Raw genomic sequence first — 25,964 nt, forward strand, 5'->3', positions numbered from 1 at the left:
TGCTGTGCTTGGATGTTTACCCCCTAATACATTTATCCCTTATAAAATAGGCTTTCGTTCCACAATGACCGAATGATCAAGAATTTCGCCCAACATACGACATAGCTTGCGCAAACCTGATTTAAGTGTTTCCTTCTCTGCATACGAAAAAGAAATACGGATATGATTACTGTCCATACCACCTGCATAGCACACCGCCCCAGGTAAAAAGGAAATGCCTTCACGGTCAGCCATTCGCTCCAATTCTGGAATATCCACCGTAGAGGGAAGTTTAATCCATAGATTGAGACCGCCTTCAGGGGCATACCAGGCAACCTCGGGTGGAGCATAGCGCTGGAGCGTATTCAATGTGACTGTCAGACGATCGCGAATATGTTCCCGCAATGAGACAAGATGCTGATCAAATCGATTTCTGATAAAGGGTAGCAGTGCTTTTTGCGTTAATAGAGGGCTTCCCAAATCCGTAGTTGACTTGGCAGCCACTAAACGATCCATTACACTCCCAGTTGCCGCTACACAAGCTATACGGCAGCCGGGAGCAACAGTTTTGCTGAAGCTTTTGATATAGACAACATGCCCGGATTGATCATGCGCCTTGATAGAAAGCGGTGGTTTTGTTTTGTAATACAGGTCGGAAAATGGATCATCCTCAACAATGAGACAGTGATAACTTTGAGCCAGATCTAGTAATTGTGTGCGTCTGGCCATCGTCAAAGTTACACCAGTAGGATTATGAAAGGTAGGTATCGTATAGATTAATTTTGGGGGATGGGTATCACAGAGACGTGTCAAAATATCAATCCGCATCCCCTCCTCGTCCATAGGAATCATAATTACTTTGGCACCACGACTAGTGAACACATCAATGGCCCCAGTATAGGTAGGGGCTTCCATGTAGACCACATCTCCTGGACCAACAAACGTACGCGCCACCAGGTCAATTCCCTGTTGAGCTCCGCTGGTCACAAGCAGTTGCTCTGCCACTATACGTATACCGCGTTCACTCAGGTGGTCTGCGAACACTTCTCTTAGTTCTAAATCACCTTCAAAAGTCCCATATGCAGCCATTACATCGGAATGTTCAGAGGATAAACGTTGGGTATCTGCAATAATTTCGCGCGTCGGAAGAAGCTCCGGCTGTATTGCGGCTATATGAAAAGAATAGATAGCCTTTCGGCTATGATTAAAGTTTCTCCATAACTGCGCGCGCGGCAAATAATCGATGAGCGACATCTGCCAAGACAAATCCTGCGTCCGCTCACGATAAATCGGTACTGAAGCTTCCGCCACATAGCAACCTTTTCCCTGTGTACACGTAACCAGATTCATGGACTCCAGCTCGGCATACGCTTTGCTTACAGTTACAGGACTCACCGCAAGCAGACTGGACAGATGACGGATAGAGGGAAGCTTGGTGCCTTGAGGTAGTAGCCCTGACTGAATGCGATCCGCTAATGTTTTGGTAATCTGTAAATATAATTTGACACTGCTGTTACGGCTGAGATCAATATGCATCGGAACCCTTCCCTCCAAAAATCAACTGTTACATTTAGACGTTTACTGTTATACTTCATTATCGATATAATACAACAAATTTCTTAGCACAGTATAGAACACAGGAGATGATTGGATTGGAATACAAATTTTCGGGTATGGCTCGTACTCAGGGCTCGTCCATGGTAAGGGACATTTTGAAGCTGACACAGGGAACAGATGTATTATCTCTCGCAGGTGGCCTTCCGGCCGATGCCTTCTTTCCCGTCGAAGCAGTTGCTAAAGCCTATGAGCGGGTATTCCGCCTCGACGGTACTACCGCACTTCAATACGGCCTAACCGAGGGATACATTCCTCTACGGGAACGTTTGGCAGCAATCATGTCATCCCAAGGCATCTCCGTCACCAGAGATAACATCCTCATGACTACAGGCTCGCAGCAGACCATTGATCTAGTTTCACGTGTGTTGCTTGATCCACAGGATACTGTATTGGTGGAGTCCCCTACTTATTTGGCAGCTCTTCAGGTATTCAATTCCTATGGCGCTAACATTGTAAGTGTAAATACAGACGCTAACGGTATGCAATTAGATGATCTTGAGGCCAAGATCAAACAGCATCAGCCAAAATTTGTGTATGTCATCCCTACCTTCTCTAACCCAGCAGGAAGTGTATGGAGTATGGAACGCAGAACAGGCGTTGTTGAGCTATGCCGTAAATACGGAACTTTAATTTTTGAAGACGATCCTTACGGGCGACTCAAATTTGATGAGAACCTTAACTTCCCATCCCTATTTTCTATTGATCAACAGCTAGGTGGCGACGGTCATGTTATGTACACTTCTACATTCTCTAAAACTGTCGCTCCAGGTGTTCGCTCTGGATGGTTGGTGGCCGATCAAGCGATCGTCGTTAAAACCGCGAATGCCAAACAATCTGCTGATTTGCACTCCAGCAGTATTGACCAGCGTGCTTTGAATGAACTGTTGGACTTCTTTGATTTGGAGGGACATATACGTACCGTGTCCGCTGAGTATCACACTCGTATGCTGCGTCTTACATCGTTAATGAAAGAACGCCAATGGGAAGGAATCACTTGGAATGATGCACTTGGTGGCATGTTTATGTGGGTTACCTTACCTGAAGGTTTCCGTTCTGAGCAGTTGCTGCAACTCGCGATTCAGGAAGGAGTCGCATTTGTGCCTGGACAAGTTTTCTATGCTGACCTGAGCGGCAGCAACCATATGCGAATCAACTTCACGCATACCGATCCTAGCCTGCTTCCAAAAGCAGTTGACCGATTGGATCGGGCGTTGAAGATGTATATGGAGGAAAATGTAGTAAGAAACGCGCGTTAATAGAGTGCTGATTGCACACCTCATCCTCGCACGTTTATACGACACAGGATTTGTAAGTCAAAAAAACAGAATGAAGCCTCCAGTGCTATGCTGGGGGCTTCATTCTATAAATGTACGGATTTTGCGTAATCCGGCTGTACATTAAAAAGGGTGCTTCATCATTCCAACAGGAATATGACGCACCCTTTTTAATGCAATAAATACATTTGGATTAAAGATTTCTCATGCAAACAGGTCATTAATAAAATAGATTCATACATTTTAAGGTGTTGCAGTGGGGAAAGTTTTCCGTAAGCCGGGTTCTGTGCTATTCGTGGTACAGACGGGAACTACCCTCCCACTAAAAGCGACAATCATCTATCTAGGCCGAACATTGCTATCCAGCTCCAGCGACCAACCTAGACACGCCTCGGGCTAAGGCTGCTTCGCGAAGAAGCTGTGTCCCTTTAGGTCTTGCTCCAGATGGGGTTTACCAGGAACGAAGTCACCAGCGTTCCTCGGGGTCTCTTACACCTCGGTTCCATCCTTGCCTGTGCCGCAAGCGGCCATCGGCGGTCCATTTCTGTGGCACTATCCTTCAACTCGCGCTGACTGGACGTTATCCAGCATCCTGCCCTATGGAGCCCGGACTTTCCTCTCGTGGCTTACGCCACCAGCGATTGTCTGTTAAACTTTCCGAACAACATTACATAGTATACAGGGAACGCGTGCATGATACAACCCTGTAAATATTGTAAATTATAGAGCACTCTTTTTACTTGCTCACATAAAACGGATGTACCTTTCTCTGTAATGAATCATCTGCCACGTAATAAGCAGACCTTCCCACGTATAACGGAATTGAAAGCTTACTAAAATCAGGAACGTCCTCATCTAGGAATAGATCATCATCCCGGTAGGTCTGCTGTATTTCGCCAACAATCCAGTCATGATCTCCGTAGGTATGAATATCCACTACTTTACACTCATAAGCGAGATACGCTTCCAGCAATATAGGCACATCCACTGAAATCCCGTCTTCATATGCAATCCCAAACTGCTGAAACTTATCTACATCTCTACCACTAAAGGTACCTACAGCCTGAATCCATTCCGATCTGTGCGCAGGCAGAAACTGAACACCAAAGCCTCCGCTTTTCTTAATCAGTCCTTGAGAATACGTTTCCTTCCTCAATGAAATGCCATACATGCCCGGTGATGATCCGATATATGTATGCCAGCCTGAGGCCATTACATTATTTACTCCCTCATAACGGGAAGTAACAATTGCAACCATGCCCGGATAGGCATGAATCGCAGAATCGGCTATCAACGTTCGCATACAACCTCTCCCTACGAAAAAATGTATTAGTACACCTTTATTTTCTCATAGATGTGCAGGTTTTACAAAAATCGAAAAGGTTCGGTGTCCACTTCAGATACATATACTTCCGTTGAGTATCGACCTTCTGCCAAGCGTTTGCGCATCCATTCTGCGGTTTTAGGCTTCATAATCTTTTCTGCGTTATGTCCAGGGTCAATAATAGCAATGCCTGCCATCAGGGCATCGTGAGCCGTGTGATAGTCAATATCCCCCGTCACTAATACGTCAGCGCCTTTGAAAAGCGATTTATTCACATAGCGACTGCCAGAGCCTCCAAGCACGGCTGCTTTTTTGATCATACGGTCCAAGTCACCCACCACACGTACATGCTTAACGTTGAGACCGTTTTTCACAACATCTACAAACTCCCGTAACGTGCGGGCTTCCTTGAGCTTACCCACTCGTCCCAAACCAAAGGTACGGCCTTTCAAATCCATAGGGTATAGGTCATAAGCCACCTCTTCATAAGGATGAACCTTCAGCATCGCTTGGACAACTTTATTGCGTACCCCCTGCGGTACAATAGTCTCAATACGAACCTCTTCACTACGTTCCATTTTACCTGGCTCACCCAAAAATGGCTGTGTGCCTTCACCTGGTACGAAAGTTCCATAGCCATCAATATTAAAGCTGCAATGGCTGTAGTTGCCGATATGTCCAGCTCCCGCATTCAGTACGGCATCCAGAACACGTTGATGATGTGTTTTGGGTACGAAAACGACAAGCTTGAATAATTGCTCGGTGTGAACATTCTCTAGCGTATCTTCACTTTGAATACCCAGTGCTTCTGCCATCCAATCATTCATGCCGTCCTCAGCCGTATCCAGATTCGTATGACTGATGTAGACAGCAATATCATTCTTGATCAGCTTTTCATACAATCTGCCCGCAGGCTGGTCCGTGTTCAAAGCTTTAAGTGGGCGAAATATAATCGCATGATGTGCAATAATGAGGTCAGCTTTTATGCGGATCGCTTCTTCAACAACCTCATCATTGACATCCAGGGCTACTAATATGCTTTTGATTTCCTTTTGTAGGCTACCCAGTTGAAGGCCAATTCTATCGTCTGGAACTGCCAAGTATTTCGGGGCCAGCTGCTCCATATAGCTAGTTACTGTCTGTCCTTTGGCAAACATGCAAGTACCTCCTCCAGCTGCTCAATTTGCTTGCGCAATTGCTCCTGCTTATGCTGCGCTGATTCCTGATCTGACCGTGCCACTTGCGCCAGTACATCCTGAAGCTTGCGAATCTCCAATTGCCATTTCGAAAAAAAGGTTTCATTTGGTGCTTTGACCAATAACGGTCCGAGTTGCATTAACAAGTCCTCTGTCAGTACCAGCGAACTACCAGGAAGTTCCCATGCCCGATACAGCTCATCCTGTTTCAGTGAGCTTTCAGAAGCAGGTACTGCCGTCAGAACTTCATATATTTTACCGTCTTCCTCCATAATATGTTCATTTTTTAATACCCATTGATGCTTAATTAGCCAGCGTCGTAAAATATCCTCGCCCACGTTGGGCTGTAAAACAAGCTGTTTCACTGAAGCAAGCTTGTCTTTCCCTTGTTCCAAAATGGAAGCAATCAAGGCACCACCCATACCCGCTATCGTAATAACATCTACCTCATTGACCTTAACTACAGCCAAGCCATCCCCTTTTCTAACCGCAATGCGATCTGTAAGGCCTGCTTCAGCCACCTGCTTTTGAGCCGCACGCAATGGTCCATCGTTGACCTCACCCGCTACAGCTTGCGATACTCTGCCGGAGCGCACTGCAGCCACAGGGAGTAGTCCGTGATCCGAGCCAATATCAGCCAATCTGCTACCGGCAGGAATTTGTTCCAAAATATATTGTAATCGCTGAGAAAGTTTCATGACGTCACCCACGTAATCCATTTTTTTCGAGTCCAAAATAAAATCCCTACGACAATAGCCAACTTCAGTATGCTAAAAAACATCACTTCCCCTGCTGCTTGATGGCGCAGGACGACCGTGTCTGCTTCCGCCATAAACACAAGGGTTATGCCTATAGCAAAATAAACCAACGCAAGACGTGGAAAGCGGCGATGTACCCACCAGCTTAATCCAATCAACAACACTGCGTGTAAAATCCAAAATACCTCAAGCATCACTAAAGTAGCTGTAGGCCAATAGCGGCCTATAAGCACCGCATACACTAAAAGCAGCCCAGCAAGACCACAGTAATGAAGCAAGCTGATGCGCAAAGTTAATCCTACGAGACACCATATCAAACCACATAGACCCACCAGCACTAAAAACCAAACCTTAGCTTCACCTTGATGAAGCTGAATGATCCATACACCTGAACCTAGCATAATTACACTGCCTAAAGTGCTCAACATTGCACTCATACTCTTTTCGGAAGACCGCCAAACCGCAGCCATTCCATAGCAAATCGCAGTAGCTGCACTTGCCGAGCATATTTGCATTGCCAACGGAAAAGCGGTAAAATAAAAACCGATCAAACAAATGCAGGAAATAATGACAAAACCAAGAAGCCAGGCGATCCCATGCCCGTGTCTAAGATATGTAAGCAGCCCGGTGTTGTTACGGTTCTGGCTTTGTGCCGGATTTTCATCGTCCCGATACAGATTGGATAGAAAATCGCAATATTGCTCAGGGAGCAGTCGACTTTGCCGCCAATGCTCAATTTCATGTAACAGTATTGTCCGTTTTTTCTCCTGGTCCAAGCTTCTTCCCCTCCACCAAGGCTGCCATGAGATAAAAAAAGACCTTCTGCGCGCTTCAAGCCGCAGAAGGTCCGCAATGTTACGCTTCTATTCGAGGAAATCCTTCAGTCGCTTACTGCGGCTTGGATGGCGCAACTTACGCAGCGCTTTGGCCTCAATCTGACGAATACGTTCACGTGTAACACCGAACACTTTTCCCACTTCTTCAAGAGTTCTGGTTCTTCCGTCGTCCAAACCAAAACGGAGACGCAAAACATTCTCTTCCCGTTCGGTCAACGTATCCAGTACATCCTCGAGTTGTTCCTTCAGAAGCTCATAGGCAGCTGCATCTGCAGGCGCCAATGCTTCCTGATCCTCAATGAAATCCCCCAGATGTGAGTCATCCTCTTCACCAATTGGTGTTTCCAATGAAACCGGTTCTTGGGCAATTTTCATAATTTCCCGTACTTTTTCCACGCTCAGCTCCATCTCGGCAGCCACTTCTTCCGGCGTAGGTTCACGCCCCAGCTCTTGCAACAGTTGACGCGATACGCGAATCAGCTTGTTGATCGTTTCCACCATATGCACTGGAATACGGATCGTTCTCGCCTGATCGGCAATTGCGCGTGTAATCGCCTGACGAATCCACCAGGTTGCATAGGTACTGAATTTAAACCCTTTTTCGTAATCAAATTTTTCTACTGCCTTAATCAAACCCATATTACCTTCTTGAATTAGATCCAGGAAAAGCATGCCGCGACCAACATAACGTTTGGCAATACTTACAACCAGACGCAAGTTAGCTTCAGCCAACCGACGCTTAGCTTCTTCATCGCCGTTATTGATCCGTTTGGCAAGCTCCACCTCATCATCAGCAGAAAGCAGCGGTACACGACCAATTTCCTTCAAGTACATCCGGACCGGGTCATTAATTTTAATACCGGGAGGCAGGCTCAGATCGTCATCGAAATTAAAATCATCCCCGTCATTGTTTTCCGGGTCGTCATTTTGACGCAATCTGGTAACTTCTTCGTCGTTATCATTCACAACCTCAATCCCCAAGTCACCCAGCTGCTCATAAAACTCATCCATTTGCTCGGGGTCCTGATCAAACGGCGACAGTTTTTCCATGATATCTTTGTAGTTCAGAGAGGAACTTTTTTTACCCAACTCAATCAGTTGATCTTTAACCTGATCCAGTGTTAATTCCGTCTCCAGTTCAGTATGCTGATCATTCGCCATCTTTCGACTCCCTCCTCCTAGAAACATCCGACCTCTGTGTGTTCATTGTCTCTCTAGGGCTATAATCTCGCTTGCAATTTGTGCTGCACGCAAAAAATCACCTGAGCGCTCAGCGGTTCTCATTTCTTCCCTCTTCAAATCCAGTTGCTCCTGCAATGGAAATTTTCGCACTTGACGAATATAATCATCCAAAATGTGCGGTGCCCATACGCCTGGAGCATCCATCATCATGATCGAACTTACGTTCTTCTCCAGTCGGTCGTCTTGCAAAGATGAAATAAAACGGCTTGTATCCGGTAACTTCCCTTGCGCGTAATAGGCATATAGATAAGCAGCAATTGCTGCATGATCCTCAATATTAAAGGCGTCCCCCAGATGCTTTTCTACATACTCTGCAGCTTCTAGATCCTGCATCATCCAGTGAAGCAGCCTGCGTTCAGCCACATGGTAAGCAGGCAACAGATTGGGCGTAGATACCTGCCCTTTTTTATGCCTACCATTATTCCACCCATTTTCGTTATTATCCCCAAAGTTCTGTTTTTTTTGCAGGGTTTGGCGGAGTAAATTGCATTCTTGCTTTAAGGTTTCAAAATCCACCTTGACTTCGGCCGATACTTCGCGCAGATACACTTCCCGCTCAGTCGGGGATGACAGAGGTGCAATGACATTTAATGCTTCGCGGGAATACGCGATTCTTCCTTCTTCCTCTTGCAGTATATGGTTTTTTTTCAGATATATAAGCTTAAATTTCACCGTTGAAACAGCACTTTCGATAATTTGGCGTTGAAATCGTTCGGCGCCGTATTGCCGGATAAAATCATCCGGGTCCATACCGTCGCTAACCAACGCTACTTTTACGTGAAGTCCCGCATTTTCCAACAGTGGAAAATTTTTAAGCGCTGCCGCTTGTCCTGCCCGGTCACCATCATAACAAATAATAACCTCGTCGCACAGTCCCTTTAACATCGTAGCATGATGCTCTGTTAGAGCAGTCCCCATGGCGGCCACTCCATTTTGTACGCCAGCTTCCCATGCCGAGATGACATCGCCATAGCCTTCAAAAAGAACACTTTGACGAAGCTTGCGAATTGAGGTTTTAGCATGATGGAGATTATACAGCGTTCGGCTTTTGTTAAATAGCTTGGTCTCCGGTGAGTTCAAATACTTCGGCTGCCCCTCGCCAAGTATACGGCCTGCAAAGGCAATAACTTTTCCGTTTCGATTCCAAATGGGAAACATGATACGATCTCTGAATCGATCTACATATCCGTCACCCTCATGTCGGGGAGAAATGAGCCCTCCCTTTTCCATCTCGACAGGATCAAAAGAACGCTTCTCTAGAAACTGAACGATCGTATCCCATCGATTGGGTGCATAGCCAATTTGGAATTGATCAATGATCTTGTCACTGAATCCCCGTGAACGTAGATATTCCATTGCTGGTTTGCCGTGCTCCGTATTTTTAAGCAAAAAATGGTACATCTTAGAAGTTAGTTCATACGCTTGCAACAGCCTGTCCAACTCAGGATGCTGATGCGATGAATCACGTCCCTGCCATTCGCCGAGCGGAATATGACTTTCTTCTGCCATTGTCCTGACAGCTTCGGGAAAGGATAGTCCTTCGATTTCCATCATAAACTTGATGGCATTGCCTCCCGCGCCGCAGCCGTAGCAGTAAAAAATCTGACGATCCGGTGTCACGGTGAATGAAGGGGTTTTTTCGGAATGAAAAGGACAGAGGCCTTTCATATATTTCCCCTGCTTGGTCAAATGCACGTACTTGCTTACCGTATCAACAATATCATGATGTTGTAAAACTGACTCGATGATATCGTCCGGTATGTTACCTTGTCCGGCACTCATATTAACCACCTTCATCTCTTTAGCACGTAAATATAATTCGATACCATTACTCATTCTCCTGCAAGCGAAGTAAAAGTTTTGTCAGTTTATGTTGAAAAACTTCACGATCCTCTAATGTAAACGGTTTAGGACCTTTTCCATAACGTCCTTTTTTCCTTTCTTTGGCAGAAGTGTGGCGTCGGTCCAGCATGAAGTCTATCGAATCGTTTCGATACATCGTTCCGCGAAAAGACATCACTTCACAACCTTTTGCCAAGGCAAGTGCAGCAAGACCATAATCATTGGTTGTTACAATATCTCCGCGGCGGATATGATTGGCAATATAGAGATCGGCACTCTGGTCGCTTCGGTCTACTTTAACAACGCTTACGCCTTTACTGCCCTGAATGAGATGATCATACGAAGATACCATAATAACGTCAATATGAAAACGGGAAGCTGTCTCTGCAATTTCACTTTTAACAGGACAAGCGTCCCCGTCAACAACGATCCGTACATCCGGGAAATTTCCGGACCCTCCCATGAGCATCCCCCATCTCGCATCCGTATTCGAGTAAAATACGGAACGGTTGCAAGATCACTCTTACACCGTTCCGTATATTTATACCCATTTTTTCAAGTTGTTCATACTACCACAACTGACGTTTAAACTACTAGCTTGGAAAAATCAGCAAAACGCTTCAATTCTGAGTCAATAGCAGCCAGCAATGCCAAACGATTATTACGTACAGCATCATCCTCAGCCATAACCATAACGGAGTCAAAGAACGCCGTCACCGCAGGCGTAATAGATGAAGCAAGCGTCAATGCTAGTGTCGCATCACCTTCCTGTAAAGCTGTACAATAAGACTCATAGGCGCCATACCATGCTTCGTATAGGTTTTTCTCGCCCTGTTCCGTAAATTCACCCGTATTCACTGACTTATGAACTGCTTTAGCAGCCAGATTACCTACGCGATTAAAAGACTCAACTGTTGCCTTGAAGACATCACCCGTTTGTACAGCAGTCATTAACGCAGCTCCGCGGTTAACAACGGAAGCAACATCGTCATATCCAGCTGAAAGCACAGCATCCACTACGTCATAACGAAGTGTCTCGGACAATAGTTTCTTCACACGCAATCCGAAAAACTCATGTAATTCTTTACGTATTTCATCTGCGGAACGTTTCATATTTCCAAAGTTGCTGTGCACATCGAGCGCGATATTAAACACATCAGACAACGTAGCCGAAAGCTTACGATCCAACAGGATCTGCACGATACCCGCTGCCTGGCGACGAAGCGCGTAAGGGTCCTGTGAACCTGTCGGAATAATACCGATGGAGAAGCAGCCTGTAATGGTATCTATTTTGTCTGCGATACTCACAATCGCTCCAGCGTTCGTTGAAGGAACCGTTTCTCCTGCAAATCGTGGCTGGTAATGCTCAAACACCGCTCTTGCCACTTCTTCCTTCTCTCCAGCCTTACGAGCATAATCCTCACCCATAACACCTTGCAGTTCCGGAAACTCATAGACCATTTGTGTTACAAGGTCAAATTTACAAATATCTGCTGCTCGGCTAACCGATTCCTGAGTATCTGGGGAAACACGAAGCTTCTCTGCCAGAGCATCGGCAATGCGGCGAATTCGGCGCACTTTGTCTCCAACTGTTCCCAGCTCTTCGTGGAAAACGATACTTTCCAGCTTGGAGAGTGCATCCTTAATTTCCAGCTTCTGATCTTCTTCATAGAAGAATTTGGCATCAGACAGCCGCGCGCGTAATACTTTTTCGTTTCCTTTTGCAATGACTTCCAGCGATTGACTGCCACCATTACGTACCGTAACAAAGTATGGCAGCAGCTTTCCTGTGCGATCCAGCACTGGGAAATAGCGTTGGTGTTCACGCATGGAAGTAATCAATACATCCTTCGGAATGTTCAAAAACGCAGGGTCAAAACCTCCGAACAGTACTGTTGGAGTTTCCACCAAATACAGCACTTCTTCCAGCAAATCATCCTTGACCGCAATCGTCCAATCTTTTTCGGCTGCAAGTGCTTCAATCTGCTTCACAATAAGCGACTGACGTTCCTCAATGTCCACAATGACATGCTGCTTGCGAAGTACTTCGACATAGTCAGCTGGACTTTTTACAACGGCCTCCTGTCCAAGGAAGCGATGTCCTCTTGTCACATTCCCTGACTGTACGCCAGCAATCTCCAAATTAACAATATCGCTACCAAACAAGGCTACCAACCAGCGGATTGGACGAACAAATTTAAAGTCATAACTCGCCCAGCGCATAAATTTAGGGAATGTCATGGCATGTAAAATGTGTAGTAAACCTTCGGACAGCACATCTGCCGTTGGTACACCTATGCTGCTCTTGGTCGCGTAAATATATTCCACGCCTCCAAGTTCTTTGAACGTGAACTGTTCAGGATCAACACCTTGGCTACGGGCAAAGCCTAGAGCAGCCTTACTCCAGTTACCAGCTTCATCAAGTGCGATTTTGCGGGAAGGTCCTTTAACTTCTTCGTTGATATCTTCCTGCTTCTCCGCTACTTCCTTAACAAGTACTGCCAAACGACGAGGTGTAGCGTAAGCCTCTACAGCACTGTAAGCAATACGCGAGCTGTCGAGCCACGCTGTCATACGTTCCTTCAACTGCTGAATCGCATTCGGGATAAAACGTGCAGGCACTTCTTCCAATCCGATTTCAAATAATAAATCCTTAGACATTTGCCGCACCTCCTTTCTTCAACAGCGGGAAGCCTAGCTTCTCGCGCTCCTCTAGATAGGTCGCAGCGACCTGGCGCGCCAAATTGCGTACTCGTATAATAAAGCCAGTCCGTTCCGTTACGCTGATTGCTCCGCGAGCGTCCAGCAAGTTGAACGTGTGAGAACATTTCAGCACATAATCATAGGCTGGGAATACAAGATGCTGCGCCATTGCTTTATTCGCCTCTTCTTCATACATATTAAAAAGAGTAAATAGCATTTTGACATCAGATACTTCGAACGTATATTTGGAATGCTCAAATTCAGGTTGGTGGAAAACATCACCATACGATATTCCATTGACCCACTCCAAATCAAACACATTCTCCTTGTCTTGGATGTAGGAAGCAAGACGCTCCATACCATACGTAATTTCAACCGCAACCGGACTGGCATCAATACCACCCACTTGCTGGAAGTACGTGAATTGGGTAATTTCCATACCGTCCAGCCATACTTCCCAACCTAACCCCCAGGCTCCCAGCGTCGGTGCTTCCCAGTTGTCTTCCACGAAACGAATATCATGCTCCAGTGGGTTAATGCCCAAACGGCTCAAACTCTCCAGATACAATTCCTGAATGTTATCAGGCGAAGGCTTCAAAACCACTTGAAACTGATGATGCTGATACAGGCGGTTCGGGTTTTCACCATAACGTCCGTCAGACGGACGGCGAGAAGGCTCAACATAAGCTACGTTCCATGGCTCAGGTCCAATTGAACGTAAATACGTCATTGGGTTCATTGTACCTGCCCCTTTTTCCGTATCATAAGGCTGTACAATAATACAGTTGTGTTCAGACCAAAATTGTTGCAGCGTTAAAATCATCTGCTGAAAATTCATGGGTACACGCTTCCTTTCCAATTTTCATAAAATGTTGGTGATTTCTAACCATTAAACTCATATGTACAGGGCTAATTTATCCCATAAGCCTTGCTAGAGACAGCAAAAAGCCCCCGCCTCTACGCCTGTACAGACGTAGGGACGAGAGCTGACTCCCGCGGTTCCACCCTACTTGATTAAGATCCTACATCACCAGTCAGATCGTAATCCGCTTTTCCGTGTCCATTCAGACGCTCCCGAGTGCCATGTTCACGAACAATTCCCGCTGGGCTTACACCGTCCCCAACTCGCTAATTACAGAGAATACATCCCGTTACTTTCTCGTTCAATGCATCTGCTCCTAAAGGAGATATATAGTAGGATATTACACGTTTTGAGGGATGCAGTCAAGAGAACACTGTATTTTCACATGTCGTACTTATCAAGCTGATCCAGGAAATTACGGGATTTCAGCTTGACCTCCAACTGCATATCCATGAACTGACGCATGACATGTTTGATCTCCAGCTTGGTGGATTCCTTCACGTCGATATTGCCGAGTCGATTCAAATCCATTTGAGCGAACAAGCGCAGCAACTTCAACGTACGTGGAGCAACACTCAATGCAGCTGGATCAAAATGCTTGTAGCCCCGACACAAAACCCCGCCTAGCCTTGGACTGATAAACATATCTTCATCAGCACATTGTTGACCGCTTGAAATACAAGCATCAAGCTGAGGTGCATATCCGGCCGCCTGCAATATTTTAAATTCATAAATACTCATGACGATCAGCGGATCTTTGCCACTCTCCAGTGCCTCCAAACAGGCTTTAAGCTGCTTAAACCAAAACGCACCTGTTTCCTCATCCTGTAACACCCGATCGAGCAGTTCACAAGCATAGGAAGCGTAAGCAGCCTTTGTAATATCCTCGCGCAGTGTATGGTGGGATTGGATAATTTCACCGGCATTCAGTGTGCCTAAGCCTGTGTTACGAAAAAAAACAAATTCACCGTACGTAAACGGCTGCGTTAAAGCAGCATGACGGCTTTTGGATTTTTTCGCGCCTCTGACCAGAACGCCTACTTTACCGCCGCTTTCGGTGCAAAGCGTAATAATTTTGTTCCCTTCACCGTAATCCATGCTGCGGATGACGATTCCTTCCATCCTGTAAAGCATGCTTCTTCCCCCAAACATTCGCGAAGAAGCCAGTGGTTTGCACTATTCACGGGCTTCTTCATGCTCGTCCGACTCTCCTTCATCCGTGTCTTGCTCCCCTATCACGGCGCTCTCCCTGTATAACAGATACGCACCGACATCTCCAGTCATCGCAAAATACTTCCACGAAAAATCTCGCAATCGTATTCATCCTTTCTTCGGAAATGACGTCTGCATCTCAAAATTAGGATGGTGCGAAGAGGGAAGAAGTATGCGATGAAATTAATGGATTATGTTGAAAAAGACTGCTGTATGCGGTCTGGAATACCGCTTCGCAAATGATTTGATCTTACGAACGCTGACGCTTCTTCAGGTTCAAATTCTTCGCTCCGCTCCAACGTGCATACAGTTACAGTAACTCTTTTAAAAGCACTCCTTAATTCATTACTGGAAGAAAAGGGTGGGATAGCAAGAAGTTAAGCGCCGCTTATGCGCGGCGCTTGGAGTGACCGAAAGACTTAATACTTATGTCAGTGGTAGAGGTCGAGACGGCTTTTTTTATGATACTTACAACAACTATACATATTATTTAATATCAATTTAACCTCAATAAACCTTTGACGACCAAAGTGATCGTAGATATCGATATCGGTTTTTAGGCGTCGCGATGAAAGCCCAGGTCACGAAGGACACGTTCTTGATTGCGCCAGTCTTTTTTGACTTTAACCCAAAGTTCCAAGAAAATTTTGGAGCCTAGTAAGTTTTGGATATCTTGACGAGCTTGTTTGCCTACCTCTTTGAGCATAGCTCCTTGTTTGCCGATAATGATCCCCTTCTGGGAATCACGCTCTACAAAAATAACAGCCATAATATGCACCACACCATTATCCTGCACCTTCATGTCTTCAATCATAACCGCAATAGAATGAGGTACTTCTTCACGTGTCATGTGCAAAATCTTTTCCCGTACCAGCTCAGCAATGACAAACTGCTCTGGATGGTCGGTAATTTGGTCATCAGGGTAATATTGCGGACCTTCTGGCAAATATTTTTGAATCTGATCCAATAGGGTGTTTACATTATTGCCCATTTTAGCTGAAATCGGCACAATTTCCGCAAAGTCATATAACTTGCGATACTGCTCAATCAGGGGCAACAATGCTTCCGGCTCAATGCGGTCAATTTTATTCAATACCAATATAACGGGTGTTTTTACTTGTTTAAGCTGTTCCGCAATAAAACGGTCGCCTCCGCCTAAACCTTCAGCAGCGTCAATCAGAAAAAGTACCGCTTCTACTTCACCCAACGTATTAAAAGCGGTCTGATTCATATAATCGCCTAGTTTTGACTGCCGCTTGTGAATCCCCGGTGTATCCAAAAATACAATTTGTGTGTCCTCTGTGGTATATACACCGTGAATTTTATTCCGTGTCGTTTGGGGTTTGTCTGACATGATGGCAATCTTCTGCCCAATGACATGGTTCATCAATGTTGATTTTCCGACATTGGGTCTGCCCACAATTGCAACAAAGCCGGATTTAAAGTGTTTCTTAGCCATTTTATTTCCTCCAGTGCGATTAAGCACCTAATTTTTATTTTGCTCTTTTCATTAAAGCAGCTGACTCATTAACGTCAACAAAGGTCTATAAAATACAAATATGCCAATAATTACAGCAAAAACCGCTGCCAGGAGCACGGCTCCGGCGGCGGTGTCTTTAGCCGCTTTGGCCAGCGGATGAATATCAGGTGAGATCAGATCCACCGCTGCTTCAACAGCGGTGTTGATCAGTTCGGCTACCATGACTATGGCAATGGCCATGCACACGAATAACCAGTCCAGCCGGGAGATGTGCAGAATTAACCCTGCCACAATGACAAGGAGCGCCACGACCGCATGTATCCGCATATTTATTTGCGTACGCAGAGCGTATATCACGCCTTCTGCGGCATAGCGAAAGGTCATTCTCCAAGGCTGACGTCTCATTACCGTGTCAACCCCACTTGAGCCAGCACAGCTTCCTGCTTACCCATCATTTCCGCTTCGCTTGCATCGTCCTGATGATCATAGCCTAACAGATGCAGAAAACCGTGAACAAACAAAAATCCAATTTCGCGCTCAATTGAATGTCCATATTCTTCGCTCTGAGATTGGGCTGTTTGTACAGAGATAATAATATCCCCCAGAACATCCGGTACATCATTTAAAGGATTTTCTTCCGTTGGTTCGTAGATAATTTCAAGCTCTTCATCCAGTGTTTCCTTCATAGCAAAAGACAACACATCAGTAGGACGATCAATCCCGCGATAATCCCTGTTCAACTCATGAATTTGATCATCATTAACGAAAGTAAGAGCAACCTCACCGCCTGTAACCCCTTCCGCTTTGCCAGCCTCCTCTAATAAGGTGTTCAGTAGTGTGATCAACGATTCGTTAATTACCATATCGTTTTGTTCATTATTCCAAGCTAATTGAAGGCCCATGCCAACCGCTCCTTTTAATTCTAATGCTTTAGCTGTGCTTCATGCACAAGTAATACTAAGCTTTTCCACTTTCGGGCTTAGGTCTTTCCTCTGGATATTCAATACGGGAATGAAAAATTCCCATTACTGTTTCCTTAAGAGTTTGGGCCACGATATCAAGCTCCCTCATGGTCAGTTCACAGTCGTTAAACTGGTGATCATCAAGACGGCTCTTAATAATTTTTTCAATCATGGATTCTACCTGCTCCACCGTAGGTTTTCGCAAGGAACGAACGGCTGCTTCCACGCTATCAGCAATTCCTACTACAGCAGCCTCTTTGGACTGAGCCTTCGGTCCCGGATAACGGAAATCATCCTCTGTGAAGTCAGGCTCCACTCCCCGTTCTTCCGCCTCACGCAATGCCTTATGGTAAAAATAGTGCAGGAATGTCGTTCCGTGGTGTTGTTCGGCTATATCACGAATCGGCTTGGGTAGCTTGTAATCCAATTGCATTTCCACACCGTCACGAGCATGGGCTATAATAATGGATTTACTCAGCTTGGGCTCTATTGTATCATGCGGATTTTCCATCCCATTTTGATTTTCAATGAAGTACGAAGGCCTTTTGGTTTTACCAATGTCATGATAATACGAACCAACCCGGCACAACAACCCATTTGCTCCTATAGCCTCCGCTGCGGCCTCCGACAGATTACCTACCATTACACTATGATGATATGTGCCGGGAGTCTCAGTAAGCAGCTTGCGGAGCAATGGATGATTGGGATTTGACAATTCGACAAGCTTCAGTGCCGACAAGATGCCAAAGGTGGATTCAAAAAATGGCATTAGCCCTATAACAAGGATCGCTGTAACCAGACCGCCTGCAAAAGCAAAGGCTACCCCATACAGTGTCGTTGTTTGAGTCCAATTTCCTTGGTCAATCAGCGCCAGAGAAAAAACAGCCAGAGCCCCGAACAGGCATACCATAATAGATCCCTTGAACAGCGTTGAACGCTGGCTGGCCCGGTGGGTAGAAAAAATCGACGCCAGACAGACCACAAGGGCAAAAAAACCAAAATTAAAATCAAAAATCTGTCCCTGACGGACATTCAAAATAACACTTGCCAATATACTGAATATAATGGCACATACGAATGCCAGCGACATATCAAGCAACAACGTTACAAGCATAGCTCCAAGTGCGATAGGCGCCAGATAGCCGAGGTAGGATCGTTCACTAGTCTGCAGTATAGAAATTAACAGCATGGCCCCCACTGTAATCACAAAGATTAACACCAACATGAGCAACTGTGCATTATTATACTTGAAGTTTCGTGTTCGTGATTGAAATTGACGAATATACATAAACAGACCCAATGCCAGCATCATAGACAACATCAGCAGGCCGAATTGTGGCCAATAGTTGATTTTATCTTTGAGTAGCTCGTTCTCATCAAGTAGGGTATAGATTTCCTGGGTAATAATCTCACCCTTTTTAACGAGTACTTCACCCTGTTTAATGTAAACTGTCGGTGTATCTTCACGAGCCTGTACTTTAGCGTCCTTCGTAGCTGTATCATCATAAAACTTGTTGGCTGTAATCACAAGCCTTGCAAGTTCCTGAACAACCTCCCGGGAGGTACGTTTAGTAAGAGAGCTTGTACTCACCCGTTCAGCTACCTTGGCTCGGGCCGTCTGGGCATCCGTAATTTGATCATTCATCAATCCTGTCACAATCTCACGGGCTACGGGCCGCATTTCGGCAATATCCTCAGAAGTAAGTCGCGGAATTTTGATGTATGTCTCTTCTGGGATTCGGTACGTTTGCTCTTTCGTTTTTTCCAGCACCTCATCCAGCAGCTTATCTGGATAGGCATCTGCATTGCGGCTGTTATTCACAAAATTTTGCACGAATTCCCGTGCACGTTGTGGAATCTCATCCTTATAAATCGAAATCTTGTCCGCTCTAGATACCTGATCATCCTGATTAAGCCGTTCAATTCGGTCCAAAATACCAGTAATCAGGTTATCATTGCGGATCGGTACAATGGTATACATGGGCTGTACGCGCTCAGCAGATTCCTCTTGGGCCTTCAAAGTCGCCTTGCTGTTAGGAAGCTGCATTGGAGCGACAATTTCCTTTTCACTCGGTTGATTCACCCGGATGTCATAGCGTTCGGGAAGCAGCTTGGACGCAAAACCCACATAAAAAAGAACCACCAAAAATAAAAACAGAAGATAGCGTGTCGCCACGCTATACTTCCATCCATTCATTCTATGCTGGAACGTTTTTCCTTTAGATAATTCCTTCGAGGTCATCTAAAACAATCCCTCTCCATCATCTTTTTCAAGGCAGCTATGCTGCTCATTTTATTCATTTTCTGATCATACACACTATACTTGTGCTTAGGGTCTTATGCTTGATTTTCAGCAACACGGTCATAAGCGACAATGATTTTTTGAACCAGGGAATGACGGACAACATCCTCTTCCGCAAACTGGACAAAGCCTATTTCCTCAATCCCTTTTAAAATCGCATTCGCTTCAATCAGACCGGATTTTTTGCCACGAGGTAAATCAATTTGCGTAACATCGCCGGTAATAACCATTTTGGAACCGAAGCCAAGTCGAGTCAAAAACATTTTCATTTGCTCTGGTGTAGTGTTTTGGGCTTCATCCAAAATAATAAATGAATCATCCAGCGTACGACCCCGCATATAAGCCAGTGGAGCAATTTCTATCAACCCGCGCTCCAACGCTTTTGCCGTCTGCTCTGGCCCCATCACATCGTATAGAGCATCATACAACGGGCGTAAATACGGATCAACCTTTTCCTGTAAATCCCCAGGCAAAAAGCCCAAGTTCTCACCAGCTTCTACCGCAGGACGAGTCAGCACAATACGCTTGACTGAACCTTCTTTCAGAGCAGCTACGGCTAGTACTACAGCCAGATAGGTTTTACCAGTACCCGCCGGGCCAATCCCAAATACAATATCGCGTTTCTTAATCGTGGTTACATAGTGCTTCTGTCCAATCGTTTTGACACGAATCGGTTTGCCGCGAAACGTCGTCGTAATTTCTCCCTTGAACAAATCAAGCAACTGATCAGCGCGCAGATCTTTTGCCAGCTCAATCGCATAATGGACGTCCCTTTCGGTCAGTATATACCCATTACGAATTAACTGGAGCAAAACATCGAACAATTGTTCGAGCATTTCCACTTCGTGAGCATCACCAAAAACATTAACTTCTGCCTCACGAGATGCTATTTTTGCAGGAATAGCTGCTTCAATCAATTTTAAAAAGGAATCCTGCGGGCCGAATAACGCCTGACCTTCTCCCGCACTGTTCAATGCAATTTGTATGCTGCGTTGTTGTTCTGCCAAATAGCCTCATTCTCCTTGGTTATGAACTAACGGAAGTTCTTCCGCAATATCCTGTTCCACTTCAAACAGTACTTTCATATAAACTTTACCATTCTCTCTCTTCTCATGCAAAATTTTTTGGCTCATTATTTTCGTTCCTTTGCCGTATTTAGCTAAAATATCCGCGCGTGCGCCTTCTATACCTGACATTTTGGCTTCTGTTTCCGTTAACTTCTGCTCTTGTATCTTGGTCTCCCTTACACTTTCATTCATCCAGCCCATCGGAAGTTTGTAAGAACGCCATGTTAGCGGATCATGCTCAACGGTTGTTTTATGTGTAGAATAAGGTATTTTCCCGTATCCCCATAATTGTATCGCATGATTGCCTAGCACCAGATACAAGCGATCATGACTATTACCCGTATATGTGCTGCTGCGTCGTACCATGGGACTACTAATTTCATATTCATGCCACACAAGCCCTTTAATCTCCCCTTTGGCTACAACCTGTTGCTGATTCTCCTCATCTCCAAGCGTTCCTGAAATCAGAATATCTCCTTTTTTAACCCGCGTATTTTTATGCACAACAGGACGACCCTGCTCGGCAAAAATTTCAGTGACCACCGCGTCCGCCTTACTGATGAGATGACGTGGACTGTAGAGCGGCGGGGGAGTAGGCTGTGAAGCTTCAACGACCTGAATTGTCACCAAGGTCCCCTGCCTTTCCACACCGATCCAGGATGCCTCTGGCAGTTTCTGCATGAGTGCGCGTGAAAGCTTGTCCTGACTGGAAAGACGAAAGCTCCATTGAAACGGATAAAGCCCCTCCTGTCGGGCTGCTTTCAGAACAGATTCCGTTGGAAGCTTGTCATTCCCCTTCACTTCAATGTCCCAGATGAGCGATGACATCAGCAGGAGGCCTATCCAGAACAAGGCCAGTCCTGCGAGAAAAAATTTGCGTTTGGCGAGTCGTACTGCAGTGAAGGGAAGTCCTTGACGTTTGAGAACATGCATTTTGCAGCCTGTCCTTCTCAAAAACGGACGCAACAGGAAGACGTGCGGCAGCAGAAGGTTCATTTCTGCAAGTCTAGTACCCATTGGCCGCACGTTCCAAACAGGTATATGGTGATCAGTGAGTAAATTAATGAAAGCTTCCACACTTTCGCCCTCGACAGCTAGGGTAACCGTGCCACGCAGCTTTGCTAAAGCGGGATGTTTCACGAGCCTTCCTCCGTTCCTTCCAATTGAATATCCGTAATATGTCCCTCTACACTTACCTGGTCTGACAGGATAGACGTAATGATTAGATCATGGCCTGATACTCTTAGCCTGCCTTGCGCAAGTGCAAGTACGAGCTGGTCTGGCGTGAAATCCACCACACCCCGGTGATTCTCTACATAAAGCTGGCGGCTGCCGATGAGGGTTAACCGCGGCAGGTCAAATAGAATGTCCTGCGGAAGCTCCAATGTTTCGCTGGCCCACTTTCGCAGTTTGCGGCTCATCCGGCTCATACGGCGAAATCTCCTTTCCTGTCATTAAAACAACTGTTATCCAACGGCTAATAGTTGTTTTAATGGCAGCTATGCTGCTTTTTTTAATCTCTTGTTATTACCATTAAGCACTCCATAGTTGTTTGACGGCAGCTACACTGCTTTTTTATCGCTTGTTATTACCATTCGGTTTCATCCTATGTCTCGATCAACCTGAACGCTGTTACACCAGCGTCACAGATATCTGTACTGTACATTTTATGATCCAGTCATCGCATTTATGAGGCTAAACTTACAAATCGTAGCAACTGCGATATTAAAGAGGAAAAGACCATAACTCTCTAAAAATTCACATAAAAAAAGACAACCTCGTTTTCATATCAAAACAAGGTTGTCTTTTTAGTTTCACAGTATGCAATGGTTAGTTTTCGGAATCCTGATTCAAAAGAGAGTTTTTTCGGGAGTACACAAAGTAAATAGCCATACCAATAACAAGCCAAATGATAAAACGAATAAACGTTTGACCATTCAAATTAAGTATAAGCACCCCACATGAAATGATAGCCAGAATTGGAATAAATGGAACACCAGGACATCGGAAGGCTCTTGGTAAATCGGGTTGTGTTTTTCTCATCACTATGACAGCGACCGAAATTAGAATAAATGCTGATAAGGTTCCAATGTTCACCAAGCTTGCTAACTCATCCAGCGGAATCACCCCGCCCATTAATGCAGATAAAGTACCAAAAAACAATGTGTTAATATAGGGTGTTTTATATTTGGAATGAACCTTCGATAATACTTTAGGGACTAATCCGTCACGTGACATCGCGAACATAATACGGGTTTGACCATATAGCATTACCAGCATGACCGTTGTCATCCCTAAGATGGCTCCGATATCTACAATACCCGCCACCCAATTCTGACCGGCAACCTGCAAAACTAATGACACTGGATGGGAGATACCATCAAATTGCATAAACGGTACAATACCTGTCATAATCGCGCTAACAATCACGTACAAAAGCGTACAAATAGCAAGTGAAAAAATAATGCCACGCGGTAAATCACGAGCTGGATTTTTGGTTTCTTCAGCGGCTGATGAAACGGCATCAAAGCCAATGAAAGCAAAGAACACAAGGGCTGCGGCTCCAAACACCCCACTGAACCCAAACGGCATAAATGGTGTCCAGTTGTCTGGCTTTACATATTTAACAGCAACAATGATAAACAGTAAAACAACAACAATTTTAACAATAACCATGATGTTGTTAATTCGTTTTGATTCTTTTATCCCAAAATAAAGCAAGAATGTGATAGCCATTAAAATTAAAAAAGCTGGAAGGTTAAAATAAGTAGTTTGGTCTTTTAAAGCTCCTGGCGCAGCAGTGAATTCAACCGGAATATGAAGACCAATTCCTTTCAAAAAGGATACGAAATAACCCGACCAACCTGCAGAAACGGCGCTGGCGGCCAACATATATTCCAAAATTAAATCCCATCCGATAATAAAAGCCAATAGCTCTCCCATCGTAGCATAAGTAAAAGTGTAAACCGAACCGGATACTGGAACGGTGGAAGCAAACTCGGCATAAGCCAATGCTGCAAACAAACAAGCGAGCCCTGCAATCACAAAAGACATTACCAAACCCGGACCAGCCGTAACTGCTCCCGTACCTGTCAAAACAAAAATTCCCGTTCCGATAATCGCTCCAATCCCAAGCATTGTTAAATCAAATGCACCCAATTCCCTTTTAAGTGCTTTTTCTCCATGTGTAGCAGCGATCAGTTGATCAATGTTCTTCTTTCTGAACAAGCTATTCCCCATCCACCCCATCCTCCTAAACATAAATTTTTATTTTTTGTATACCCCTGTAATATCACCTCGATATAAATCAAATTTTAGCTAAATATGGAGTAAATTTTCATAAGTTCTATCGTTGAGAACATTATATATAAAAAAGAAATAATGAAAACAACTTTCGGAAAGCTTCGTTCATATTGTTACATTTGATCATTTTTCACATACGTATTTTCACAAATGAGATTCCAAATTAGACAATATGCCGTCTTTTTAGATGACAGCAAATGTAAGAAATATGTAGTGTATATGAGATCATCACATTCGTTGTCAGGTAATTAGAGCATTTGTCGTTAAGTCTTTTTTTATTCCAGCACGTTTATATCGCTAAAAACATCGTAAAAAAAGATCCGCCACAGCCAAAGCCGTGACGGATCACTATCATTCTAACGTCTTCCTCCACCCATGGAACGCTTGGAACGCGGAGGCCCTAATATCTCTGCCCAGATTACACCTCTACGCAGGTCAGCCGCATTCACTGTACCACGCTCTTGCGAAGTTTGATCTAGTCCATCTGTGATTTCCCCCGAATCTCTCGCATTGGATATACGATCGAGACGGGCTAAAACCATCCTCCGCTCTTCTTCCATAGTACGAATCCGATCCTCTAGAGTCGAACCGTTATCTAATACATCCCGGTTCATCGGTTTTTCCGTTTCCAGCCCTTCTTCCACTTCTTCTATGCGACGAGCTTCCATTACCGCCCGTCGTTCATTCGGAAATTGACGTTGCAGTTCCCCAGTAATCTCCTGTCGACGTTGCTCTTGCTCAGGTTCCGTTGTGAAAGGTCTGGACGACGTCGAGGACCCGCGAGAACCATGATCACCACCAAAGGTAGGCATACCTTGCCGCGGGGGAGATTTCCGTCCTCCGCCTTGAATGCTTTTCCCCAAGAAGGACACCAGCGCAAAGCCAATCACGATCAAGATATACAAATGGTCAAAGATCCAGCTGATAAAGTTCATCACTCACCGCCTAACCGCCTAATTCATTGGCTACGTCCCGTCAGTTAATCCCGGCTCTTGTTATCATTCCCCGAGTTCTCATTCGGTTTGCCTAAGGAACTACGCATTTGCGTATCTGCCTCAATATTTTTTAAATTCATATAGTCCATAACGCCAAGTTTACCGCTACGCAGCGCTTCAGCCATTGCCAGAGGCACTTCGGATTCGGATTCCACCACGCGTGCTCTCATTTCTACAACACGCGCCTTCATTTCCTGCTCCTGCGCTACAGCCATCGCACGCCGCTCTTCGGCTTTTGCCTGCGCAATACGTTTGTCTGCTTCCGCCTGCTCTGTTTGCAGGAAGGCACCGATATTTTTACCTACATCAACGTCTGCAATATCAATCGATAGAATCTCAAATGCTGTCCCTGCATCCAAACCTTTGGACAATACGGTTCTCGAAATGGAATCTGGATTTTCCAGCACATCTTTATGCGAGTTACTGGAACCAACCGTTGTTACGATACCTTCACCAACCCGAGCAATAATCGTTTCTTCTCCAGCACCGCCGACGAGTCGATCAATGTTGGCACGCACCGTAACACGAGCTTTAACCTTCACTTCGATACCATCCTTGGCGACCGCAGCAACAATAGGCGTCTCAATAACACGCGGATTAACGCTCATTTGGACCGCTTGCAGGACATCCCGTCCCGCCAGATCAATCGCAGCCGCACGTTCAAATTCAAGCGGAATGTTAGCGCGCTGCGCGGCAATCAACGCATTGATCACTCGGTCTACATTCCCCCCTGCGAGAAAATGACTTTCCAACTGATTGATATTCAAGCCTAGACCAGCTTTGGTAGCCTTAATGAGGGGATTGACAATTCGGCTTGGCGTGACGCGCCGCAATCGCATAGCTACCAGCGTAATGATACCGATCCGCACACCTGAAGCCAACGCCGAAATCCACAGCATTACCGGGAAGAAACTGAAAAACACACTCAATACAATAATCACTACTACGGCAATCAGCAAAATGCTGACAATACCCGATTCGAACACTCGCATCATCCTCCATTAATCTGA

General features: G+C 45.3%; 24 protein-coding genes and 1 other RNA gene. 2 read left to right on the top strand and 23 right to left on the bottom strand.

Annotated features, from left to right (window positions below):
- Positions 1–39 precede the first annotated feature (39 nt).
- The gene (pdxR, locus tag ACN6NF_RS16320; protein ID WP_474318606.1) at positions 40–1,515 is read right to left on the bottom strand and encodes a MocR-like pyridoxine biosynthesis transcription factor PdxR; all 1,476 of its coding nucleotides are present in this window, start codon (positions 1,513–1,515) and stop codon (positions 40–42) included.
- Positions 1,516–1,631: 116 nt separating this feature from the next.
- On the opposite strand from pdxR, the gene ACN6NF_RS16325 reads away from it, so the two are divergent.
- Positions 1,632–2,852 carry an aminotransferase-like domain-containing protein gene (locus tag ACN6NF_RS16325; protein ID WP_474318608.1) on the top strand — a complete coding sequence of 407 codons (1,221 nt, stop codon included), beginning with the start codon at positions 1,632–1,634 and terminating at the stop codon, positions 2,850–2,852.
- A gap of 276 nt (positions 2,853–3,128) precedes the next feature.
- Here the strand turns inward: ACN6NF_RS16325 and rnpB are convergent.
- The 12 genes from rnpB to ACN6NF_RS16385 all read right to left on the bottom strand — a co-directional run bounded on the left by rnpB (position 3,129) and on the right by ACN6NF_RS16385 (position 14,947).
- An RNA gene (gene rnpB, locus ACN6NF_RS16330) (RNase P RNA component class A) lies at positions 3,129–3,527 on the bottom strand.
- Between the two features lie 79 nt (positions 3,528–3,606).
- Complete coding sequence (locus ACN6NF_RS16335) at positions 3,607–4,173, bottom strand: flavin reductase family protein (RefSeq protein WP_474318609.1); 567 nt, start codon at positions 4,171–4,173, stop codon at positions 3,607–3,609.
- A 62-nt stretch (positions 4,174–4,235) separates the two neighbouring features.
- The gene (locus tag ACN6NF_RS16340) at positions 4,236–5,351 is read right to left on the bottom strand and encodes a Nif3-like dinuclear metal center hexameric protein (RefSeq protein ID WP_474318610.1); all 1,116 of its coding nucleotides are present in this window, start codon (positions 5,349–5,351) and stop codon (positions 4,236–4,238) included.
- Complete coding sequence (locus tag ACN6NF_RS16345) at positions 5,327–6,088, bottom strand: tRNA (adenine(22)-N(1))-methyltransferase (RefSeq protein WP_165079582.1); 762 nt, start codon at positions 6,086–6,088, stop codon at positions 5,327–5,329. The genes ACN6NF_RS16340 and ACN6NF_RS16345 overlap by 25 nt, the downstream gene beginning before the upstream one ends.
- Positions 6,085–6,924: a hypothetical protein gene (locus ACN6NF_RS16350; protein ID WP_474318611.1), complete on the bottom strand. Its 840-nt coding sequence runs from the start codon at positions 6,922–6,924 to the stop codon at positions 6,085–6,087. Before ACN6NF_RS16350 ends, ACN6NF_RS16345 begins: the two co-directional genes overlap by 4 nt.
- An 87-nt stretch (positions 6,925–7,011) precedes the next feature.
- Positions 7,012–8,145, bottom strand: coding sequence for an RNA polymerase sigma factor RpoD (gene rpoD / locus ACN6NF_RS16355; protein WP_007431230.1), 1,134 nt, complete (start codon positions 8,143–8,145; stop codon positions 7,012–7,014).
- Positions 8,146–8,187: 42 nt separating this feature from the next.
- A complete protein-coding gene (dnaG, locus tag ACN6NF_RS16360) occupies positions 8,188–10,062 on the bottom strand; it encodes a DNA primase (RefSeq protein ID WP_474318612.1) in 1,875 nt (624 codons plus the stop codon).
- Entirely contained in the window at positions 10,055–10,531 is a 477-nt protein-coding gene (locus ACN6NF_RS16365) for a YaiI/YqxD family protein (RefSeq protein ID WP_013372133.1), read from the bottom strand. Before ACN6NF_RS16365 ends, dnaG begins: the two co-directional genes overlap by 8 nt.
- Positions 10,532–10,653: 122 nt before the next feature.
- On the bottom strand, positions 10,654–12,729 hold the full coding sequence (glyS, locus tag ACN6NF_RS16370) for a glycine--tRNA ligase subunit beta (protein ID WP_474318613.1): 2,076 nt from the start codon (positions 12,727–12,729) through the stop codon (positions 10,654–10,656).
- Entirely contained in the window at positions 12,722–13,609 is an 888-nt protein-coding gene (glyQ, locus tag ACN6NF_RS16375) for a glycine--tRNA ligase subunit alpha (RefSeq protein ID WP_013372135.1), read from the bottom strand. The genes glyS and glyQ overlap by 8 nt, the downstream gene beginning before the upstream one ends.
- A 405-nt stretch (positions 13,610–14,014) precedes the next feature.
- The gene (recO, locus tag ACN6NF_RS16380; protein WP_474318614.1) at positions 14,015–14,767 is read right to left on the bottom strand and encodes a DNA repair protein RecO; all 753 of its coding nucleotides are present in this window, start codon (positions 14,765–14,767) and stop codon (positions 14,015–14,017) included.
- A 42-nt stretch (positions 14,768–14,809) separates the two neighbouring features.
- Positions 14,810–14,947: a YqzL family protein gene (locus ACN6NF_RS16385; protein WP_474318615.1), complete on the bottom strand. Its 138-nt coding sequence runs from the start codon at positions 14,945–14,947 to the stop codon at positions 14,810–14,812.
- Between the two features lie 91 nt (positions 14,948–15,038).
- Here ACN6NF_RS16385 and ACN6NF_RS16390 point away from each other — a divergent pair, with 91 nt between their 5' ends.
- Positions 15,039–15,164, top strand: coding sequence for a hypothetical protein (locus tag ACN6NF_RS16390; RefSeq protein ID WP_474318616.1), 126 nt, complete (start codon positions 15,039–15,041; stop codon positions 15,162–15,164).
- Between the two features lie 237 nt (positions 15,165–15,401).
- Here the strand turns inward: ACN6NF_RS16390 and era are convergent, their stop codons facing one another.
- The 10 genes from era to floA form a co-directional block, all read right to left on the bottom strand.
- Positions 15,402–16,304, bottom strand: a complete 903-nt coding sequence (era, locus tag ACN6NF_RS16395) for a GTPase Era (protein WP_017428155.1) — start codon at positions 16,302–16,304, stop codon at positions 15,402–15,404.
- A gap of 51 nt (positions 16,305–16,355) precedes the next feature.
- Entirely contained in the window at positions 16,356–16,730 is a 375-nt protein-coding gene (locus ACN6NF_RS16400) for a diacylglycerol kinase family protein (RefSeq protein ID WP_474318617.1), read from the bottom strand.
- Positions 16,730–17,227 (bottom strand): rRNA maturation RNase YbeY, encoded by a 498-nt coding sequence (gene ybeY, locus ACN6NF_RS16405; RefSeq protein ID WP_474318619.1) that lies wholly within the window; start codon positions 17,225–17,227, stop codon positions 16,730–16,732. Before ybeY ends, ACN6NF_RS16400 begins: the two co-directional genes overlap by 1 nt.
- Before the next feature lie 55 nt (positions 17,228–17,282).
- Positions 17,283–19,529: an HD family phosphohydrolase gene (locus ACN6NF_RS16410; RefSeq protein ID WP_474318620.1), complete on the bottom strand. Its 2,247-nt coding sequence runs from the start codon at positions 19,527–19,529 to the stop codon at positions 17,283–17,285.
- Between the two features lie 95 nt (positions 19,530–19,624).
- Entirely contained in the window at positions 19,625–20,596 is a 972-nt protein-coding gene (locus tag ACN6NF_RS16415; RefSeq protein WP_474318621.1) for a PhoH family protein, read from the bottom strand.
- A gap of 6 nt (positions 20,597–20,602) precedes the next feature.
- The gene (yqfD, locus tag ACN6NF_RS16420) at positions 20,603–21,796 is read right to left on the bottom strand and encodes a sporulation protein YqfD (RefSeq protein ID WP_474318622.1); all 1,194 of its coding nucleotides are present in this window, start codon (positions 21,794–21,796) and stop codon (positions 20,603–20,605) included.
- Complete coding sequence (gene yqfC, locus ACN6NF_RS16425) at positions 21,793–22,086, bottom strand: sporulation protein YqfC (RefSeq protein WP_474318623.1); 294 nt, start codon at positions 22,084–22,086, stop codon at positions 21,793–21,795. Before yqfC ends, yqfD begins: the two co-directional genes overlap by 4 nt.
- Before the next feature lie 400 nt (positions 22,087–22,486).
- Complete coding sequence (locus ACN6NF_RS16430) at positions 22,487–23,896, bottom strand: amino acid permease (protein ID WP_474318624.1); 1,410 nt, start codon at positions 23,894–23,896, stop codon at positions 22,487–22,489.
- Between the two features lie 419 nt (positions 23,897–24,315).
- Positions 24,316–24,894 carry a hypothetical protein gene (locus ACN6NF_RS16435; RefSeq protein ID WP_474318625.1) on the bottom strand — a complete coding sequence of 193 codons (579 nt, stop codon included), beginning with the start codon at positions 24,892–24,894 and terminating at the stop codon, positions 24,316–24,318.
- A gap of 44 nt (positions 24,895–24,938) precedes the next feature.
- Entirely contained in the window at positions 24,939–25,940 is a 1,002-nt protein-coding gene (floA, locus tag ACN6NF_RS16440; protein WP_474318626.1) for a flotillin-like protein FloA, read from the bottom strand.
- Positions 25,941–25,964: the final 24 nt, after the last annotated feature.

Source organism: Paenibacillus sp. TSM33 (assembly GCF_056099025.1).